This window comes from Bradyrhizobium sp. NAS96.2 (assembly GCF_001908235.1).
Classification (GTDB): Bacteria; Pseudomonadota; Alphaproteobacteria; order Rhizobiales; family Xanthobacteraceae; genus Bradyrhizobium.
Map to the genome: position 1 here is coordinate 19,904 of NZ_LGHK01000241.1, position 18,374 is coordinate 38,277.

The 18,374-nt window shown below is 65.1% G+C and carries 18 protein-coding genes; 5 read left to right on the forward strand and 13 right to left on the reverse strand.

The features are described 5' to 3' along the window. Positions 1-24: 24 nt before the first annotated feature. The 6 genes from AC628_RS37105 to AC628_RS37130 all read right to left on the reverse strand — a co-directional run bounded on the left by AC628_RS37105 (position 25) and on the right by AC628_RS37130 (position 3,566). Positions 25-303 (reverse strand): YodC family protein, encoded by a 279-nt coding sequence (locus AC628_RS37105; RefSeq protein WP_074131615.1) that lies wholly within the window; start codon positions 301-303, stop codon positions 25-27. Between the two features lie 104 nt (positions 304-407). Continuing rightward, positions 408-1,148 carry an HAD family hydrolase gene (locus tag AC628_RS37110; protein ID WP_074131616.1) on the reverse strand — a complete coding sequence of 247 codons (741 nt, stop codon included), beginning with the start codon at positions 1,146-1,148 and terminating at the stop codon, positions 408-410. Then, a complete protein-coding gene (hemF, locus tag AC628_RS37115; protein ID WP_210190310.1) occupies positions 1,139-2,035 on the reverse strand; it encodes an oxygen-dependent coproporphyrinogen oxidase in 897 nt (298 codons plus the stop codon). Before hemF ends, AC628_RS37110 begins: the two co-directional genes overlap by 10 nt. A 2-nt stretch (positions 2,036-2,037) precedes the next feature. Then, a complete protein-coding gene (locus tag AC628_RS37120; RefSeq protein WP_074131617.1) occupies positions 2,038-2,403 on the reverse strand; it encodes a 6-pyruvoyl trahydropterin synthase family protein in 366 nt (121 codons plus the stop codon). Between the two features lie 34 nt (positions 2,404-2,437). Further along, entirely contained in the window at positions 2,438-3,070 is a 633-nt protein-coding gene (queE, locus tag AC628_RS37125) for a 7-carboxy-7-deazaguanine synthase (protein ID WP_050627246.1), read from the reverse strand. A gap of 10 nt (positions 3,071-3,080) precedes the next feature. Then, positions 3,081-3,566, reverse strand: coding sequence for a tRNA (cytidine(34)-2'-O)-methyltransferase (locus tag AC628_RS37130; protein WP_074131618.1), 486 nt, complete (start codon positions 3,564-3,566; stop codon positions 3,081-3,083). Between the two features lie 278 nt (positions 3,567-3,844). On the opposite strand from AC628_RS37130, the gene petA reads away from it, so the two are divergent. From petA to AC628_RS37145, 3 genes are all read left to right on the forward strand, one after another. Beyond that, the gene (petA, locus tag AC628_RS37135) at positions 3,845-4,375 is read left to right on the forward strand and encodes a ubiquinol-cytochrome c reductase iron-sulfur subunit (protein WP_050421975.1); all 531 of its coding nucleotides are present in this window, start codon (positions 3,845-3,847) and stop codon (positions 4,373-4,375) included. Between the two features lie 72 nt (positions 4,376-4,447). Continuing rightward, entirely contained in the window at positions 4,448-6,520 is a 2,073-nt protein-coding gene (locus AC628_RS37140) for a cytochrome c1 (protein ID WP_074131619.1), read from the forward strand. A gap of 206 nt (positions 6,521-6,726) precedes the next feature. After that, entirely contained in the window at positions 6,727-7,401 is a 675-nt protein-coding gene (locus AC628_RS37145; protein WP_074131629.1) for a dienelactone hydrolase family protein, read from the forward strand. A gap of 279 nt (positions 7,402-7,680) precedes the next feature. On the opposite strand, the gene AC628_RS37150 is transcribed toward AC628_RS37145, so the two are convergent. Next, positions 7,681-8,679 carry a VOC family protein gene (locus tag AC628_RS37150; RefSeq protein WP_074131630.1) on the reverse strand — a complete coding sequence of 333 codons (999 nt, stop codon included), beginning with the start codon at positions 8,677-8,679 and terminating at the stop codon, positions 7,681-7,683. 344 nt (positions 8,680-9,023) lie between these two features. Here AC628_RS37150 and AC628_RS37155 point away from each other — a divergent pair, with 344 nt between their 5' ends. Both AC628_RS37155 and AC628_RS37160 read left to right on the forward strand, forming a co-directional pair. Beyond that, a complete protein-coding gene (locus AC628_RS37155) occupies positions 9,024-11,189 on the forward strand; it encodes an anthranilate synthase component I (RefSeq protein WP_074131620.1) in 2,166 nt (721 codons plus the stop codon). Positions 11,190-11,303: 114 nt separating this feature from the next. Next, on the forward strand, positions 11,304-11,843 hold the full coding sequence (locus AC628_RS37160; protein WP_074131621.1) for an adenine phosphoribosyltransferase: 540 nt from the start codon (positions 11,304-11,306) through the stop codon (positions 11,841-11,843). 138 nt (positions 11,844-11,981) lie between these two features. On the opposite strand, the gene AC628_RS37165 is transcribed toward AC628_RS37160, so the two are convergent. From AC628_RS37165 to AC628_RS37190, 6 genes are all read right to left on the reverse strand, one after another. Then, complete coding sequence (locus AC628_RS37165; RefSeq protein WP_074131622.1) at positions 11,982-12,650, reverse strand: P-loop NTPase family protein; 669 nt, start codon at positions 12,648-12,650, stop codon at positions 11,982-11,984. 108 nt (positions 12,651-12,758) lie between these two features. After that, positions 12,759-13,502, reverse strand: coding sequence for a P-loop NTPase family protein (locus AC628_RS37170; protein ID WP_074131623.1), 744 nt, complete (start codon positions 13,500-13,502; stop codon positions 12,759-12,761). Positions 13,503-13,726: 224 nt separating this feature from the next. Continuing rightward, positions 13,727-14,983, reverse strand: a complete 1,257-nt coding sequence (locus tag AC628_RS37175; RefSeq protein ID WP_074131624.1) for a M48 family metallopeptidase — start codon at positions 14,981-14,983, stop codon at positions 13,727-13,729. A 34-nt stretch (positions 14,984-15,017) separates the two neighbouring features. After that, a complete protein-coding gene (locus AC628_RS37180; protein ID WP_074131625.1) occupies positions 15,018-15,578 on the reverse strand; it encodes a LemA family protein in 561 nt (186 codons plus the stop codon). 227 nt (positions 15,579-15,805) lie between these two features. Then, on the reverse strand, positions 15,806-16,810 hold the full coding sequence (locus tag AC628_RS37185; RefSeq protein ID WP_074131626.1) for a small ribosomal subunit Rsm22 family protein: 1,005 nt from the start codon (positions 16,808-16,810) through the stop codon (positions 15,806-15,808). A 187-nt stretch (positions 16,811-16,997) separates the two neighbouring features. Then, positions 16,998-18,374: chromosome segregation SMC family protein (locus AC628_RS37190; RefSeq protein WP_502689819.1), on the reverse strand; the 1,377-nt coding region annotated here is incomplete at its 5' end.

The following is an 18,374-nucleotide window of genomic DNA, read 5'->3' on the forward strand; positions in this document are numbered from 1 at the left end:
GAGGCAGCATCGCATCAACGGATCTTACGCAGCCTTGCGCTTCTTCTTGCGGTCGCCGTCGTCGTCCTCGTCTTCGTCGTCCTCTTCTTCCTCGTCGTCATCTTCGTCTTCGTCGTCTTGCTCTTCATCGTCCTCGGGATCGAGCTCGGTCGATTCGAGTGCGACGAGCGGCAGGGTTTCGCGAAACAGATCGCCGTCCGTGCCCATCCACAGACACTCGACCTTGTCCTCGTCGACTTCCACCACCGTGATCGGATGGCCGCCGGATTTCAGCATGACGACATCGCCTGGTTTCAGTTCCATGATATTCCCTCCGCGCTGGATGACACGGACGGCAAGCTAGCGACCGGTGATGACAGTCAAATCACGGCCGGCGTCAGCTTCGATGGAATTGACGTGGAAAACGGCTATTTGTGCGTGGCCGGAACCAGCTCGGTCAGCGAGCGGATGATGCGGTCCGGCTTGATCGTCGATCCCACCGGCAGCCCGGCACCGTGCACATCCATCCAGATCGCGTAGATGCCGAGCCGCTGCGGCGCCACGACTTCCCACTCCAGATTGTCGCCGATCATCCAGGTATCGGATGCGGTGACGCCGAGCGCTTCCATCGCGTGCAGATAGGCGCGCTCCTCCGGCTTGCCGAAGCCGTGCTCGCCTTCGATCTGGATGTGATCGAAGCGATGGCCGAGCGCGAAGCGCTCGACCTTGGCGCGCTGCATGTCGGCGGCGCCGTTGGTCACCAGCGCGAGCTTGATGCCGAGCGCCTTGAACGCATCGATCGCCTCATGCGCGCCGGGGAAGACGAACATCTCCTCCTCGCGATAGGCGGTGAAGCGATCGGCGATACGGTCTGCGAGATCGTCGGGCAGCGCGCGGTGACCGGCCGCCGCAAGCGCCGCGAAGCCGCCCTTCACGGTCAGCCGCCGCGCCTCGCCGAGCTTGATCCGCCAGATCGGCTCCGCCGTCGACCAGAACTGCCGCGCGGAGGCCAGCAGCGCGGTTGCGACCATACCCGGGGGCAGGGGAGCCAGCTCCGCGGCGAATTCGGTGGTGATCGTGTTCCAGGCGATCTCGGGGCGCCCATAGGCCGACAGGATCGTGTCATCCATGTCGATCAGCATGGCGCGCGGCAGGCTCGTTACGGCCATTTCACCTCCGGCGGCAGCGACGACAGGATCGAATCCACATTGCCACCGGTCTTCAGACCGAAGATGGTGCCGCGGTCATAGAGCAGGTTGAACTCGACATAGCGCCCGCGGCGGACCAGCTGCTCGTCGCGATCCTCGACGCTCCAGGCGCTCTCGAAATTGCGTCGCACCAGCTCGGGATAGATTTTCAGGAAGCTGCGGCCGACGTCCTGGGTGAAGGCGAGGTCGGCCTCCCAGTCGCCGCTGTCGTGCCAGTCATAGAAGATGCCGCCGACGCCGCGGGCTTCCTTGCGGTGGGGCAGATAGAAATAGTCGTCGCACCATTTCTTGTACTTGTCATAGTCGGCGACGCCGTTCGGCCCGCTGCACGCCTCTCTCATCGCGGCATGGAAGGCGACCGTATCGCCGTCTTCCTGGGTGCGCCGCCGGTTCAGCACCGGAGTCAGGTCGGCGCCGCCGCCGAACCAGGCCTTGGTGGTGACGACGAAGCGGGTGTTCATGTGCACGGCGGGCACGTTCGGATTGCGCAAATGCGCGATCAGCGAAATGCCCGAGGCCCAAAATCGTGGATCGTCGGCGGCGCCGGGAATCTGCGCGCGGAATTCGGGCGCGAACTCGCCATGCACGGTCGAGCAGTGCACGCCGACCTTCTCGAACAGCCGGCCCTTCATGATCGACATCACGCCGCCGCCGCCGGGCTTGCCGGTATGGTCGGTGCGATCCCAGGGGGTGCGCACGAACCGGCCGGCATTGCCGGGATAGAGCGCGGGGGAGGCGTCGTCCTCGAGCTGCTCGAACGCCGCGCAGATGTCGTTGCGCAGTGCCTCGAACCAGCCGCGCGCGCGCGCCTTGCGGTCCTCGATGATGGCGGGGTCTGTTGGCAGCATGACTAACCTTGCGGGCCGAAATAAGTGCAGCTCTCGTTGCAGCTGTCGCGATGGACGCTGACGCGGGTCAGCTTGCCGGCGTGCTGCAACCGCTCCCAGATGAAGCGCGACAGATTCTCCAGCGTCGGCACCCCGATCGCCTCGATCTTGTTGAGGAGCTTGTGGTCGAGCGTCTTCTGCACCTCGGCCATGGCGCGCTCGAGCAGGCCGAGATCGATCACCATCCCTGTCTTCGGATCGGGCGTGCCGCGCACAGTGACTTCGGCACGAAACGAGTGACCGTGAATCTCCTCGCTGGCGGCGCCAAAGGTCGTTCCGGACAGCGCGTGCGCAGCCTCGAACCGAAACGCTTTCGTCAATTCCCACATCTCGTTCAACAATCCAGTTCTGACAAAGTAGAGTTCATCTAATGCCGAGCGTCTTGTGCGTCTGCACGCTGAGGCGCCATTGCGGGTGCTTCAGGCAATAGGCGATCGCCCGCTCGGTATTCTCGATCACGTCGGGGCCGTCCATCGGTTGCAGCGAGAAGCGCTCGAAGGCGAGCCCGGCGAAGTCCTCCGGTGCATTCTCCGGCTGCGGATAGACCAGCTTGAGCTCGTGCCCGCTGCGCACCACGAGCTCGGAGGCGGCCTTGGGGCTGACGCAGATCCAGTCGAGCCCGTCGGGCGGGGCGATGGTGCCGTTGGTCTCGATCGCGATCGCAAAACCGTGGCCATGCAGGGCCTCGATCAGGGCGGTGTCGACCTGCAACAGCGGCTCGCCGCCGGTCAGCACCACATAGCGGTCGGCTTCGCCCCCGGTCCATTGCGCGGCGATGGTGCCGGCGAGCTCGGCTGCGTCGGCATAGCGGCCGCCGAGCGTGCCGTCGGTGCCGACGAAATCGGTGTCGCAGAACCGGCAGACGGCGCCTGCGCGGTCCTGCTCGCGGCCGCTCCAGAGGTTGCAGCCGGCAAAGCGGCAGAACACGGAAGCCCGGCCCGCATGGGCGCCTTCGCCCTGCAGGGTAAGAAAGATCTCCTTGACCGCGTAGCTCACCAAAAATCCCTTAAGTTGCCGAACCGGCAATTCCCGAACCGGCGGTTCCCGAACCGGTCTGCCGCAGCGCCTCACCGACCGCCATGGCCACCGTGACGGCGACATTGAGCGAACGCATGGTCGGCTTGATCGGAATCACCAGCCGCGCATCCGCAGCCGTCACCACCGCGTCGGTCACCCCTGCCGTCTCGCGCCCGAACAGCAGCACATCGGAGGCGGTATACGCGAAATCAAGGTAGGATTTCGCGGCCCTGGTCGTGAACAGGACCAGCCGGCAGGAGGCCTCGGCCCGCCATTCCTCGAATTTCGACCATGAGTCGTGACGCTTCAACCGCACATGGTCGAGATAGTCCATACCCGCCCGGCGGAAATTCCGGTCCGAGGTGTCGAATCCCGCCGGTTCGATGATATGGGCCGACACGTCCAGGCAGGCGCAGAGGCGCAGAATCGTCCCTGTATTCTGTGGAATGTCGGGCTGGAACAGCGCGATCTGCATGGTGCTGGCGACCTGTGAAATCCGGATGAAATTGTCTCAATGAAACATCGCTCGGCGCGGATTTCGTGCATTGCACGTGTGCGAGCCGATAGCGGGCTTGCGCTCGTCCGGCAAGGGTGCCAATAGAACGATTCTGGACTGCTGTTCCGCCATTTGGGGTGGGGAATAGCGGTTTTCTGCCGCCGCGGGGGCCGCGGGCGCCGGCAGCCTTTCTTGGGGCGCATCCCAGCGCCTCTGGGGCGGTTCCACCGGCTGCAGAAAAGAAAGGGCTAGGAATCGTGACGACAGCGTCTTCGGCGGACCATCCGACACGCCGTGATTTTCTCTTTGTTGCAACCGGAGCTGCCGCCGCGGTCGGCGCAGCCGCCACCGTCTGGCCGCTGGTTGCCCAGATGAACCCGGATGCCGCGACGATCGCGGCCGGCGCGCCGATCCAGGTCGATCTGACGCCGATCGCCGAGGGCCAGGACATCAAGGTCTTCTGGCGCGGCAAGCCGATCTACATCAGCCATCGCACCAAGAAGCAGATCGAGGAGGCCCAGAAGGTGCCGCTCTCGAGCCTGCCCGATCCGCAGCCCGACTCGGCCCGCGTCAAGTCCGGCCACGACCAGTGGCTGGTCGTGATCGGCATCTGCACCCATCTTGGCTGTATCCCGATCGCCCATGAGGGCAATTACGACGGCTTCTTCTGCCCCTGCCACGGCTCGCAGTACGACTCCTCCGGTCGTATCCGCCAGGGGCCGGCGCCCGCCAACCTGGCAGTGCCGCCCTACGCCTTCCTTTCCGACACCAAAATCCAGATCGGCTAAGTCCCGGACCCTCCGGGACTTCAGCTCCCCCTTGGACCCATCGCGTCGTTTTTCTTCTTCAGGATCGCATCAATGAGCGGACCATCTGATTTCCAACCGAGCAACCCCGCCTTGAAGTGGATCGAACGGCGCCTTCCGATCTTCGGCCTGATCCACTCCTCCTTCGTGGCCTATCCGACGCCGCGCAACCTGAACTACTGGTGGACCTTCGGCGCCATCCTTTCGATGATGCTGGCGCTGCAGATCCTGACCGGCGTGATCCTGGCGATGCACTACACGCCGCACGCCGACCTCGCCTTCAAGTCGGTCGAGCTGATCGTCCGCGACGTCAATTACGGCTGGCTGCTGCGCAATATGCACGCCGCCGGCGCGTCGATGTTCTTCTTCGCGGTCTACATCCACATGTTCCGCGGTCTCTATTACGGGTCGTACAAGGAGCCGCGCGAGGTGCTGTGGATCCTCGGCGTCATCATCTACCTCCTGATGATGGCGACCGGCTTCATGGGTTACGTGCTGCCGTGGGGCCAGATGAGCTTCTGGGGCGCCACCGTCATCACCAATCTGTTCTCGGCCGTGCCGTATTTCGGCGAGAGCATCGTGACCCTGCTGTGGGGCGGCTATTCGGTCGGCAACCCGACGCTGAACCGCTTCTTCTCGCTGCACTACCTGCTGCCGTTCGTGATCGCCGGCGTGGTCGTGCTGCACATCTGGGCGCTGCACGTCGCGGGCCAAAACAATCCGGCCGGCGTCGAGGCCAAGACCGAGAAGGACACCGTTCCGTTCACGCCCTATGCGACCATCAAGGACGCGTTCGGTGTGGCGTGCTTCCTGATCTTCTTCGCCTGGTTCATCTTCTACATGCCGAACTACCTCGGCGACGCCGACAACTACATCCCGGCGAACCCCGGCGTGACCCCGGCGCACATCGTGCCTGAATGGTATTACCTGCCGTTCTACGCGATCCTGCGTTCGATCCCGAACAAGCTCGCCGGCGTTGTGGCGATGTTCTCGGCGATCATCATCCTGTGCTTCCTGCCCTGGCTCGACAGCGCACGGACCCGTTCGTCGAAGTATCGTCCGCTGGCCAAGCAGTTCTTCTGGATCTTCGTGGTGGTCTGCATCGGGCTCGGCTACCTCGGCTCGCAGCCGCCGGAAGGCATCTATGTGATCGCCGGCCGCATCCTGACGGTCTGTTACTTCGCCTACTTCCTGATCGTGCTGCCGCTGCTCGCCCGCATCGAGACGCCGCGCCCGGTGCCGAACTCGATCGCCGACGACGTGCTGGCGAAGAACAAGGGCAGGGCCGCGACCGCAGCCTCCGTGGTGCTCGCGCTGGTGCTGGCTGGCGGCCTGTTCGCCGGCAGCACCCAGAACGCCAAGGCCGAGGAGGGGGGCACGACGCCGCCGGCCCAGAGCTGGTCGTTCTCCGGTCCGTTCGGCAAGTATGACCGCGGCTCGCTGCAGCGTGGTCTGAAGGTCTACAAGGAAGTCTGCTCGGCCTGCCACGGCCTGTCCTACGTCGCGTTCCGCAACCTCGCCGATGCCGGCGGCCCCGGCTATTCCGAGGCACAGGCGGCCGCGTTCGCGTCCGAGTACAAGATCAAGGACGGCCCCAACGACCAGGGTGAGATGTTCGAACGTCCGGGCCGCCCGGCGGATTACTTCCCGTCGCCGTTCCCGAACGAGCAGGCCGCGCGCGCGGCCAATGGCGGCGCGGCGCCGCCGGACCTCTCGCTGATCACCAAGGCGCGGTCCTACAAGCGTGGCTTCCCGCAATTCGTGATCGACTTCTTCAGCCAGTACCAGGAGCAGGGCCCCGACTACGTCGACGCCATCCTGCAGGGCTTCGAGGACAAGGTTCCGGCCGGCGTCACGATCCCGGAAGGCTCGTACTACAACAAGTACTTCCCCGGCCACGCCATCAAGATGCCGAAGCCGCTGTCCGACGGTCAGGTGACCTTCGACGACGGCTCGCCCGCGACGGTCAAGCAGTACGCGCATGACGTCACCACCTTCCTGATGTGGGCCGCCGAGCCGCACATGGAAGCGCGCAAGCGGATCGGCATGCAGGTGTTTGTGTTCCTGATCATCTTCGCGTTCTTGATGTACTTCACCAAGCGCAAGGTCTGGGCCGACGCCCACTGATCTCAGGCGAGACTTTGAAAAAGCCCCTTCGGGGGCTTTTTTGTTGGGCTCACGTCATTGCGAGCGCAGCGAAGCAATCCACCTATCCGCTTGCGGGGATCTGGATTGCTTCGCTGCGCTCGCAATGACGGCGAATGGATTTGCGTCCGCCACCGAGTACGGACAAGATGCCGGCCAATCAGCCGGCAAACATTGCGGAGGAACTCATGGGTACCAGCATCAGCTTCAAGCGTCCGGACGGCAAGGAAGCGTCGGGCTATCTCGCCAACGCCGCCCGCGGCAATGCGCCCGGCGTGGTCGTGATCCAGGAATGGTGGGGCCTTCAGGACCAGATCAAGGGCATGTGCGATCGCTTCGCGCGGGCTGGTTTCGATGCGCTGGCGCCAGATCTCTACAAGGGCAAGGTGGTGCCGTATCACGACACCGATGCGGCCGGCAAAGAGATGAACTCGCTCGACTTCATGGATGCCACCACGCAGACGGTGCGCGGTGCCGCGCAATATCTCGCCAAGAACGGCGCCAAGGTCGGCCTGACCGGCTTCTGCCTCGGCGGCGCGGTGACCATCATCGGCGCCACCAAGATCCCCGAGCTGACGGCCGGTGTGGTGTTCTACGGCATCCCGCCGGAGCAGGCGGCCAAACCGGCGGATGTGAGAATTCCGCTGCAGGGCCATTTTGCCACCAAGGACGACTGGTGCACGCCGGCGCTGGTCGATGGCTTCGAGAAGGCGATGAAGGCCGCCGGCAAATCGCTGGAGCTGTACCGCTATGACGCCGACCATGGCTTCGGCAACGAGCAGCGCCTGTCGGTGCACGACCGCCAGTGCGCGGAACTGGCCTGGGATCGGGCGACCGAGTTCTTCAGGAAGCATCTGGGGTAAAGGCGCGTCCGCACACGCTGTGTCGTCCCTGCCTAGTGCGCAATTGCATAACCACAGGATGCGGTTGTCTGGCGAGATGACTGCCAGTGTGTCCTTTGCCAAGGCCGCGGCGTATGGGTCCCTGCTTTCGCAGGGACGACGGCGAGTTCTAGCTCTCCGCCTTCACCCTATCCCACCACGGGCAGTGCGTAGCCCGGATGGAGCGAAGCGTAATCCGGGGTAAGTTTCTCCGCGGTGAAAGTGCCCCGGATTACGCTGCGCTTCATCCGGTCTACGGTTTCAATTCCTGTCGCGCACCCCGTCCCACCACGGGCAGGTCCCCGACATCAGCCTGAAATTGCCTGCCATCACCTGCACCGGGGCGCGCTTGCCTTCCGAGGCGGCGCGCATCCGCATCTCGCGCGCGACGGCGCGGTCCTCAGCCGACAGCCAGACCCGCTCATGGCCCCACAGGCTCGGGCCGTCATGCACCTCGAACGGCGTCCAGTTCGCAGGATCGATCTCGCGGCCGCCCCAGCCGCACTCCACCATGAAGGCCGACGGCGACCTGGCGTAGAACGACGTCATCAGATCGTTGGTGTGGCGACCGAGCGTGACGTTGACCCGGTCTTCCTGCTGCGCGACGTCATAGGCCTGACCGACATCGTCGAGCGAAAACAGCTCGACCATCAGATGATGCATGCCGTTGCTGCCGGTCTCGATCAGCGCCAGCGAATGGTGGCGCGCATTGACGTGGAAGAAATACGCGCGGAACGGTTTCTCGATGTAGTCGCTGAGGCCGAAGCCGAGCACGTCGACATAGAAGCTCATCACCGGCGCAATGTTCTCGACCGTCAGCACCGCATGGCCGAGCCCGAGTGCGCCGGTGCGGAAGCCGGAAATCGAGCGGCCGGGCTTGAACGGCGTGTCGTCGATCTCGGCGCCATGAAACGCCTCGAGACGGTTGCCGGCGGGATCCCGGAACGAGATCAGCCCGCGCACTCGCCGCGCGTCGGCGAGGGTTTGCGGCTCCGACGTCACGGCAACGCCGGCGCGCTCGAGCCGCGCCGCCACTGCGTCGAGCGCTGTGGCGTTCGCCACCTCCCAGCCGAAGAACCTTGTGCCTTCGCCCTGCGCGCGGTCGATCACGATGCGTTGCTTGCGGTCGTCCATCCGGAACGCGAGCAGCGAGTTGCCGCGCTCGATCGCCTGCAGCCCGACGAGGTCGGTGCCGAATTGCCGCCAGTCGTCGAGTGCGTCGGAGCCGAAGCCGGCATATCCGAGACCCAAAATCGCCATCTGCGCCTCCGCCATCTGTCTGTTTTTTGGGCGGCTGGCCGGCCGCCATTTCCACAAATCCTACGCGGAATCCCCTCCCTTCAAACCCCGAAAATGTCGCCCGGAGGGGCGTCCAGGATTGGGGCAGGGGTGTCGGGCCATCCCTTGACACGGCCCGCGCCGGGTGGTGTGTAGCGCCCATGAGCACCGTCGCCAGTCCATCCCGTCGTTGGTGGCCCACCTTCTCATAGGTGGCCGGTGCGTTTTCATTTTCTCAAAGACGTCGAAGGTCGCCATCGCAGTGCGACGGTCCCCTTCGTTTGTCCTGTGTGGCGCTCTCTCGGCAAGTCTCGTAAGAGGATCACATGAACAGGACAGTCTTCTCCCTGCCGGCTCGAAGCGAATACCTCACCAATGGCGGCCTCGCGGTCGCGCGGGTGGTCGAGCAGTTCACCGGCGGCGCCAACCGGCTCGACGATCTGATCGCGCTGCTCGACCGCCGCCGCGGCGTGGTGCTGTCCTCGGGCACGACGGTGCCGGGCCGCTATGAGAGCTTCGACCTCGGCTTCGCCGATCCGCCGCTGGTGCTGGAGACCTCGGGCACCGACTTCTCGTTGCAGGCGCTGAACCCGCGCGGCGAGGTGCTGATCGCCTTCCTCGGCGACGTGCTGCGCGAGCCCTGCGTCGTGATCTCGGAGCGCAGCGCGACGCGGCTCGCCGGCCATATCATCCGCGGCGAAGCGCCGGTCGAGGAAGACCAGCGCACCCGGCGCGCCAGCGTGATGTCGCTGGTGCGCGATATGGTGGCGGCGTTCACCTCCAATGCCGATCCGCTGCTCGGCCTGTTCGGCGCCTTCGCCTACGACCTCGTGTTCCAGATCGAGGACCTGGTGCAGAAGCGCGCCCGCGAAGCTGACCAGCGCGACATCGTGCTCTACGTGCCGGACCGGCTGCTGGCCTATGACCGCGCCACCGGCCGCGGCGTGGCGCTGAATTACGAGTTTGCGTGGAAGGGCAAGTCGACTGCCGGCCAGGCGCACGAGACCGCGCCGAGCCTCTATGCCAAGACCGACCGGCAGGGCTTTGCCGATCACGCGCCGGGCGAATACCAGGCGACCGTCGAAGTGGCGCGCGCGGCGTTCGCCCGCGGCGATCTGTTCGAGGCGGTGCCGGGGCAGCTGTTCGCCGAGCCCTGCGAGCGCTCGCCGGCGGAAGTGTTCCAGCGGCTCTGCCGCATCAATCCGTCGCCCTATGGCGCGCTGATGAATCTCGGCGACGGCGAATTCCTGGTCTCGGCCTCGCCCGAGATGTTCGTGCGCTCCGATGGGCGCCGGGTCGAGACCTGCCCGATCTCCGGCACCATCGCGCGCGGCTCGGATTCGATCGGCGATGCCGAGCAGATCCGCAAGCTCCTGAACTCGGAGAAGGACGAGTTCGAGCTCAACATGTGCACCGACGTCGACCGCAACGACAAGGCGCGGGTCTGCGTGCCCGGTACCATCAAGGTGCTGGCGCGACGGCAGATCGAGACCTACTCAAAGCTGTTCCACACCGTCGACCATGTCGAGGGCATGCTGCGGCCGGGCTTCGATTCGCTCGACGCCTTCCTCACCCACGCCTGGGCCGTGACGGTGACCGGCGCGCCGAAACTGTGGGCGATGCAGTTCGTCGAGGACCATGAGCGGTCGCCGCGGCGCTGGTATGCCGGCGCGATCGGCTGCGTCAATTTCGACGGCAGCATCAACACCGGGCTCACCATCCGCACCATCCGCATGAAGGACGGTCTCGCCGAGGTGCGTGTCGGCGCGACCTGTCTGTTCGACTCCGATCCCGCTGCCGAGGACCGCGAGTGCCAGGTCAAGGCAGCGGCGTTGTTCCAGGCGCTGCGCGGCGATCCGCCGAAGCCGCTGTCGGATTTCGCGCCTGATGCCACCGGTTCGGGCAAGAACGTGCTCTTGATCGATCACGACGACAGCTTCGTGCACATGCTGGCGGATTACTTCCGCCAGGTCGGCGCCAACGTCACCGTCGTCCGGCACGTCCATGCCCAGGACATGCTCAAGAAGAAGGGCTGGGACCTCTTGGTGCTGTCGCCCGGACCGGGTCGCCCGGAGGATTTCGGTATCGCGAAGACCATCGACACCGCGCTCGAGAAGAAGCTGCCGATCTTCGGCGTCTGCCTCGGCGTGCAGGCGATCGGCGAATATTTCGGCGGCCAGCTTGGCCAGCTCGGCCAGCCCGCGCATGGCCGCCCCTCGCGCGTCCAGGTGCGCGGCGGCAGGCTGATGCACAACCTGCCGAATGAGATCGTGATCGGCCGCTATCACTCGCTCTATGTCGAGCGCGACAGCGTGCCCGAGGTGCTGGCGGTGACCGCGACCACCGAAGACGGCGTCGCGATGGTGATCGAGCACAAGACCCTGCCGGTCGGCGGCGTGCAATTCCATCCGGAATCGCTGATGTCGCTCGGCAACGAGGTCGGCCTGCGCATTGTCGAGAATGCATTCCGGCTTAATCCGGGAGTGAATTGATTTGGACCGTCATTGCGAGCGCAGCGAAGCAATCCATGCCTCAATCCGGGGAGAGATGGATTGCTTCGTCGCTTGCGCTCCTCGCAATGACGACGCGAAGAAAGCGAGACAGCAATGACCTTCGACCACGACATCAAGGCGACCGTTCGCACCATCCCGGACTACCCGAAGAAGGGCATCCTGTTTCGCGACATCACGACCTTGCTGGCGGATGCCCGTGCCTTCCGCCGGGCGGTCGATGAGCTGGTGCATCCCTGGGCCGGAGCGAAGGTCGACAAGGTCGCGGGCATCGAGGCGCGCGGCTTCATCCTCGGCGGCGCGGTGGCGCATCAGCTCTCCGCCGGCTTCGTGCCGATCCGCAAGAAGGGCAAGCTGCCGCACACCACGGTGCGGATCGCCTATTCGCTGGAATACGGCATCGACGAGATGGAGATGCATGCCGACGCCGTGCAGCCTGGCGAGCGCGTGATCCTGGTCGACGATCTGATCGCGACCGGCGGCACCGCGGAGGGCGCGGTGAAGCTCTTGCGCCAGATCGGCGCCAATGTGGTCGCGGCCTGCTTCATCATCGATTTGCCCGACCTCGGCGGCGCGGCGAAGCTGCGCGCGATGGATGTCCCGGTGCGCACGCTGATGGCGTTCGAGGGGCATTAGCGCGCGTCGTCCCTTGCGAAAGCCGGGACCCATAACCACGAATGCTGGTTGTGGGAAAATGCTGCGGCCCCAGCCTTCGTCAAATATACAGCAGTGGTTATGGGTCCCGGCTTGCGCTTCGCTTCGCCGGGACGACGGTCATCCCCGCTGCAGCAGCATGCTGAGCTCGAGATCGCGGAACGTGGTGTAATTCCGCCGGATCCACTGATGCAGCTCGGTGGATGAATCCTTCTCCTGGCGCAGATAGCCGGTGAAGGAGAAGGTCAGCCGGTCGATATAGGTCTTCAGGAACACCGGCAGCGCGCGGAAGCGCAGCACCCTGCTCGCGGTCATGACCGGCGGCAGCTCGCCGCGTACCACGAATTCATTGTCGATGACGATGAGCGCATTCGGCGGGATCAGGCCTTGCAGCGTCTGGTAGCCGCGCACCGAGGCGCGGTCGGTATCGGCGACATACAGGATCACGGGCGAGACGCGGCGGCGCAGCGCCTCCTTCATCAGCCCGATCTCGTCGCACATTTTGAAGAATTCGTCGAAGGCGTGGTAGCCGAGGTCGATCACCTTGGCGATGCCGTCATTGACGATGACGCGGTCCATCAGCTGCATCTTGCCGTAGGTGTCGATCACGTCGGCGGTTTCCGTGATCCGCGGCAGGTAGTCGAGCAGCGACGGCTCTTTCAGGTTGATGTCGTAGCAGACCACGTCGCCGTTCTTGAGCAGCAGGAATTCGCCGAGCAGCCGTGCGATCAGCGTCTTGCCGACCTGCGGGCGGGGCGAGCAGATGATGTAGACGGGCGTGGATGACATCGCCCGCTATATCAGGCCAAATTTTCGCCTAATCCAGCCCCATCGCCGCCCCGCGTGCGACTTTTTTCGTTGCCCCGAGGCGCGACTTTCTCGTCGCCTTGGCCTCGACTATTTTTCGCCCTTGGCCGACTTGGCGCCGACCAGGTCGGTCAGCTTGATCCGGTCGAACTCGCTCCAGACATTGGCGAGCCAGTGCCGGACATAGCCGCGCAGCACGAACGAATAATTCGCGGCGTCGTCGTTGATGCCCTTGTTGGCGACGAATTTGAGGAACGGAACCGAAGACACCTCCACCTGCTCATAGGCCATTTCGTTGAGCTTGGGGATCGTGAGGTCGGTCGCGTCCTTGATGCGGTGGAAGTAGGAATTGTAGGTCGCCTGGTCCCACTGGAAGAACTGGGTGTCGTTGATGAAGTTCTTCACCAGGAAATATTTCGCGCCGCCCATGAAGCCGGCGGTCTCGGCGATCTCGTCCAGCGAGGCGATCGAGGGGCCGAGGATATGGAACACGGCGAAGGTGATCTGGCCGGAACGCGCCGCGTCGAGGAAGCCGATGTCGCGCAGCGAGGCCAGCGCGGGCGACAAGAGGCCGGCGCGGACGTCGATCACGGTGACCGCGGGGCCCGAGTTCAGCGTATCGAAGATCTTCATCTGGTCCGCGGTCGTCGTCATGTCGACGATCTCGGTGATGTCGGGATGGAAGCGCTTCAGCGTGCCGCGCGGCGACTCGGTGTCGAACGCCCGGGTCTGCACATTGTTGGCACTGAAATAGTCCAGGAGCGTCCGCGAGACGGTGGTCTTGCCGACCCCGCCCTTGTCGGCGCCCACCACGATCACAACCGGCTTTGCCATGGAAGTCCCTTAAAGCGCGCTCCCGACCGCGATGGCGGTCGGCAAGTCCCCACACTGCTTTGGGCGCGAACATGGCAGAAACGAGGGAGAATTCAATTCCTTAAGGCGCCCGCAATCGGTTTGGTGGGGAATTCCTTAATGGACTGAGTAGGCTAGGGCATGATCCGGAAAATGGCGCAGCGGTTTTCCGGGAAAATCATGCCCAAATCAAAGCGCCGGCGCGATCAGCGGTGCCGGCCCCAAGGGCCTTGCAGAGGACCTTGGAGAGGACCCAGTGGTCCCAAAGGTCCCTGTGCGGGGCTGGTGCCCGGCAGCGGCGGCGGATTGTTCGGCTGTGCAGGCGGCTTATCGCCCCAAGGGCCGTGGGTCACCGGTGGAGGCTGTTCGCCGGCCGCGGTCGGTTGGTCCTGCGTCGCGGTCTGGTCCGAGGTCTCATCCGGCAGAGCGAGCGGTCCGGGATCGTGGCCGCCGGCATATTTCACCAGCGCGTCGACCCGGGACTTCACCGACGGGTGGGTGGCGAACAGGTCGGCAAAGCCTTCGCGGGGATTGTCGACGCAGAGTTCCATCACCGCCGAGGTGGCGTCCGGCAGCTCGCCGCGGTTCTCGATCTTGCGCAGCGCCGAGATCATCGCATCGGGGTTCTTGGTCAGCTCGACCGATCCGGCATCGGCGAGAAATTCGCGCGACCGCGACAGCGCGAGCTTGACCACCTGCGACAGCAGCCAGGCCAGCATGATCAATGCGACCGCGATGATGATGACGATGATCGCGCCGCCGCCCGAGCCTTTGCTGTCGCGATCCGAGGAAGATCTCGACGACGAGGAGGATGACGACGACGACGACCAACCGCCTCCGCCGCCGCTCGAGTTCCACGACAGGTTTGTGAACAGGCGGAAGAACAGCTCGCCGAAGAAGCCGACCACGCCGGCGATGATCACCGCGATCACCATCAGCTGCACGTCGCCGTTCTTGATATGGGTGAGCTCGTGGCCGAGCACAGCCTCGATCTCCTGGTCGTTCAGCGCCTTCAACAGACCTGTGGTGACCGTGATGGCGTATTGGCGCGGGTTGAGGCCGGTCGCGAACGCATTCAGCGCCGGGCTGTCCATCACCTTCAGCTTCGGCATCGGGATGCCGCGCGAGATGCAGAGATTTTCCAGCAGATTGTAGAGCCGCTGCTGCTGCTGCCGCGTCACGCTCTCGCCGCCGGTGACGGCGTCGATCATCTTCTGGTGGAAGAAATAGGCGATCACGATCCAGGCCACCGCCGCGATCGTCGCCCATGGCAGCGCCGACGCCAGATCGTGCGAGGCCCGCGTCAGGTAATAGTCGACGGTGCGGCCGCTATCGATCATCACCTCCGCGACCAGCGCGCCGGCATAGACCAGCACGTAGATCAGCAGGAACAGGCCGGCGAGCAGCAGCATCGAACGAAACTTGTTCGATGCGATATGCGTGTAGAGACCATAGGCGGCCATGACGGAGCAGCCTCTCGCCGGCGTGCGTTGCGCCTCAGAACTTCACGCTCGGTGCCACCTCGACTTCGGTGCGGCTGGCGCCGAGGTCGAAGAAATCCTTGCGGGTGAAACCGAACATTCCGGCGAACAGTGCGGCCGGCATCTGCTGGATGCCGGTGTTGTATTCCTGAACCGCGTTGTTGAAGAAGCGGCGGCTGGCGGCGATCTTGTTCTCGAGATCGGAAAGCTCCGATGCGAGCTGCTGGAAATTGGCGTTGGCCTTGAGATCCGGATAGGCCTCCGACAGCGCGATCAGCCGGCCGAGCGCGCCGGAGAGCTGGTTCTCCGCCGCCGAGACCTGGGCCGGACCCTGCGCCGAGATCGCCGAATTGCGCGCCTTGATGACGTCGTCGAGCGTGCCGCGTTCATGGGCGGCATAGCCCTTCACGGTTTCAACCAGGTTCGGGATCAAATCGTGGCGCTGCTTGAGCTGCACGTCGATGTCGGCAAAGGCCTGGCTGACCCGCTGGCCCAGCGCGACCAGGCGGTTATAGGCGCCGAATGCAAACAGCACGAGAAGGACGATGACGCCGATAACGATCCAGCTGGTCGACATGACAGGGCAACTCCTGATGGACGAGACGGCGGCACCGTAGCCCAAGATCGGGGCACAGGGCAGCCCGCCGCGAAAAGGTGGGCAATGTCTTGGTCGGGGATGGCGTCCAATTAGTTCAATGGCGTCGCCCGCTGGTTCTACGTCGTCCCGGCGAAAGCCGGGACCCATAGCCGCGGCCCGCGGAAGCGGCACAAGGGTCGGCGTTCGCTCGCAACACGCGGTGGTGGTTATGGGTCCCGGCTTTCGCCGGGACGACGCGGGTTGTCGATGACCGCATCACCCCAGCGCCAGCGCCGGGCGCGCGCGTAGTCGGCTTTGGCGCGGCGGGGGACTCTGGCGACGACGACGCCTTCGGGCGTGCACAGCTTGGCCGCGATCTCGACCTTGCCGACATCCGGCTGCGCCAGCACGCGCGACGGCCTGTTCTCAGCGCGCGCCCGGCTCAGCGCGACATAGGCAAAGCGTTCATCCTCGAACGGGGCGTCGGCGCCCTTGACCTGCTTGTGCGCGCGCGAGCGTTGCAGGCGCTGCGAGAAATGGCACCAGTCGGGCGCGACCAGCGGGCAGGCGCGGTCATGCGGGCAGGGCGCAGTGACATGCGCGCCGGCTGCGATCAATCGTGCGCGGAGTGCGATGATCCGCGCATAGCCTGCGGGGGTGCCGGGCTCGACGACCAGCAGGGTATTCCTGGTTTTCTCCCACATGACATCGGTGAGCGCGTCGCGCTCGGCATCATTGAGCTCGTTGATAACGTAGCTCGCGATCACGAGGTCAGCGGCCTCGGCATGCGCCGCATAGGTGCGGGCCCGGCCGAGCTCGTAGGTGATGCGGCGCAGGCGGTCACTCCGGCGCGTGAGGTCGAGCGCCAGCGTGCGCAGCGCCTCATTGGCATCGAGCAGCGTGAACGCCTGCAACGACGGGAAGGCTTCCGCGGCCGCCCAGCTTGCCGTCCCCGGCCCGGCGCCGACGTCGAGCAGGCTCGTGGGCGCGAAGTCCGGCCTGATTTCGGAGAGTGCATTGAGGCTCGCCACCACGGCGGCATAGGTCGCCGGCATCCGCGCCACGGCGTAGGCCAGCGCATCAGTCTCGGTCTTGATAGTCGAGGAGCCGCCGCCTTCGCGATAGGTCTGCGAGATGATGGCTGCACGGCCGGCGGCGTCGCTGCGCGACAGGCCTTCGAGCCGGGCGTTGAGGGCGGCTTTGAGTTCAGCAGGCAGGTCGGGTGAGGTCATGCGCCGTACCATCCCCACGTCATTGCGAGCGAAGCGACTTGTCCGCCGAAGCCTTTCGGCGAAGGCGGAAGCAATCCATCGCGCCGCTTGCTGAAGCATGGATTGCTTCGTCGCTTCCGCGCAAAATTGCTTCGCAATTTTGTCGCCGAGCTCCTCGCAATGACGACGTTTGGCCGCGAGCGTCGTGCTACGCCACGTTCTGGTCGAGGATGTCGACCGCGCCCTGCAGGTCGACCGACACCAGCTGCGACACGCCGCGCTCGGCCATGGTGACGCCGAACAGCCGGTTCATCCGCGCCATCGTGATCGGATTGTGCGTGATGATGATGAAGCGCGTGTCGGTCGAACCGGTCATTTCGTGCAGGAGGCTGCAGAACCGTTCGACGTTGTGGTCGTCGAGCGGCGCGTCGACTTCGTCCAGCACGCAGATCGGCGACGGGTTGGTGAGGAACACCGCGAAGATCAGCGAGAGCGCAGTCAGCGCCTGCTCGCCGCCCGAAAGCAGCGACAGCGTCTGCGGCTTCTTGCCCGGCGGCTTGGCGATGATCTCGAGACCGGCTTCGAGCGGATCGTCGCTCTCGATCAGATGCAGCGCCGCTTCGCCACCGCCGAACAGCTCGGTGAACAGCCGCTTGAAGTGGTTGTTGACGGTCTCGAACGAGGTCAGCAGGCGCTCGCGTGCTTCGCGGTTGAGGCTCTGGATGCCCTGGCGCAGCCGCTTGATCGCCTCGACGAGGTCGTCGCGTTCGGTGGTCAGCGCGGTGTGCTGGGTCTCGACTTCCTTGAGCTCTTCCTCGGCGCGCAGATTGACGGCGCCCAGGCGCTCGCGGTCGCGGCGCAGCTTTTCGAGTTCTTCCTCCACCTGCGCGACGGGCGGCAGCTCCTGGCCCGGTTCGATCTCGGCCATGCCGACGACGGCGCTCGGCTCGACCTCGAGCATGTCGTGAATCTCGCGCTCGATATCGGCGAGGCGGCGGCGGGTGCCTTCCATGCGCTCCTCGGCGCGCGCGGTGGCTTCGCGGGACGACGACAGCGCTTCGAGCGTGGCCTTGGCGACGCGGTCGGTTTCCGCCATCGCGGCTTCGGCGGTCGCGAGTGCGTCGGCGGCGATTCGGCGATCGCCTTCGGCGTGCTCGATCTCCGTGATCAGCGCGCTGCGCTTTTCGGCGAACACTTCCGGCGCATTGGCCAACTCTTCGCGCTCGATCGACACCTCGGCGATGCGCGCCTCGATGGTGCCCACCTGCGAGGCGGCGCTGGTCTTGCGGTTCTGCCATTCGTTGCGTTCGGCGAGGATCGCCTGCACGCGGCGGTCGGCGAGCTCGGCTTCGCGGGCGAGCGCCTGCGCCTCGGCGCGGACCTGCGCCGCGGCACGGCGCTGGTTGTCGATCTCGGAGCGAACCGCGGCGAGCTGGGCCTCGGTCTCGACACCCGGCGGCAGCTCGGCGAGCGCGGCAGCCGCGCTCTCATGCGCGGCTTCGGCCTCGGCGCGATCGGCGGCGACGCGGCTGTGCGCCTCGGTCAGCGCCGATTTGCGCGCGGAGTGGCGGTTGATCTCGCGCTC

What these genes read in the sequence shown, in the direction of transcription:
- AC628_RS37150 (WP_074131630.1), bottom strand. Translation starts at nt 8,679, where the DNA reads ATGGCGATTTTGGGTCTCGGATATGCCGGCTTCGGCTCCGACGCACTC.
- AC628_RS37170 (WP_074131623.1), bottom strand. Translation starts at nt 13,502, where the DNA reads ATGGCAAAGCCGGTTGTGATCGTGGTGGGCGCCGACAAGGGCGGGGTC.
- AC628_RS37145 (WP_074131629.1), top strand. Translation starts at nt 6,727, where the DNA reads ATGGGTACCAGCATCAGCTTCAAGCGTCCGGACGGCAAGGAAGCGTCG.
- AC628_RS37175 (WP_074131624.1), bottom strand. Translation starts at nt 14,983, where the DNA reads ATGGCCGCCTATGGTCTCTACACGCATATCGCATCGAACAAGTTTCGT.
- AC628_RS37120 (WP_074131617.1), bottom strand. Translation starts at nt 2,403, where the DNA reads ATGTGGGAATTGACGAAAGCGTTTCGGTTCGAGGCTGCGCACGCGCTG.
- AC628_RS37130 (WP_074131618.1), bottom strand. Translation starts at nt 3,566, where the DNA reads ATGCAGATCGCGCTGTTCCAGCCCGACATTCCACAGAATACAGGGACG.
- AC628_RS37185 (WP_074131626.1), bottom strand. Translation starts at nt 16,810, where the DNA reads ATGACCTCACCCGACCTGCCTGCTGAACTCAAAGCCGCCCTCAACGCC.
- AC628_RS37110 (WP_074131616.1), bottom strand. Translation starts at nt 1,148, where the DNA reads ATGGCCGTAACGAGCCTGCCGCGCGCCATGCTGATCGACATGGATGAC.
- AC628_RS37180 (WP_074131625.1), bottom strand. Translation starts at nt 15,578, where the DNA reads ATGTCGACCAGCTGGATCGTTATCGGCGTCATCGTCCTTCTCGTGCTG.
- AC628_RS37155 (WP_074131620.1), top strand. Translation starts at nt 9,024, where the DNA reads ATGAACAGGACAGTCTTCTCCCTGCCGGCTCGAAGCGAATACCTCACC.
- AC628_RS37160 (WP_074131621.1), top strand. Translation starts at nt 11,304, where the DNA reads ATGACCTTCGACCACGACATCAAGGCGACCGTTCGCACCATCCCGGAC.
- AC628_RS37140 (WP_074131619.1), top strand. Translation starts at nt 4,448, where the DNA reads ATGAGCGGACCATCTGATTTCCAACCGAGCAACCCCGCCTTGAAGTGG.
- AC628_RS37165 (WP_074131622.1), bottom strand. Translation starts at nt 12,650, where the DNA reads ATGTCATCCACGCCCGTCTACATCATCTGCTCGCCCCGCCCGCAGGTC.
- hemF (WP_210190310.1), bottom strand. Translation starts at nt 2,035, where the DNA reads ATGCTGCCAACAGACCCCGCCATCATCGAGGACCGCAAGGCGCGCGCG.
- AC628_RS37105 (WP_074131615.1), bottom strand. Translation starts at nt 303, where the DNA reads ATGGAACTGAAACCAGGCGATGTCGTCATGCTGAAATCCGGCGGCCAT.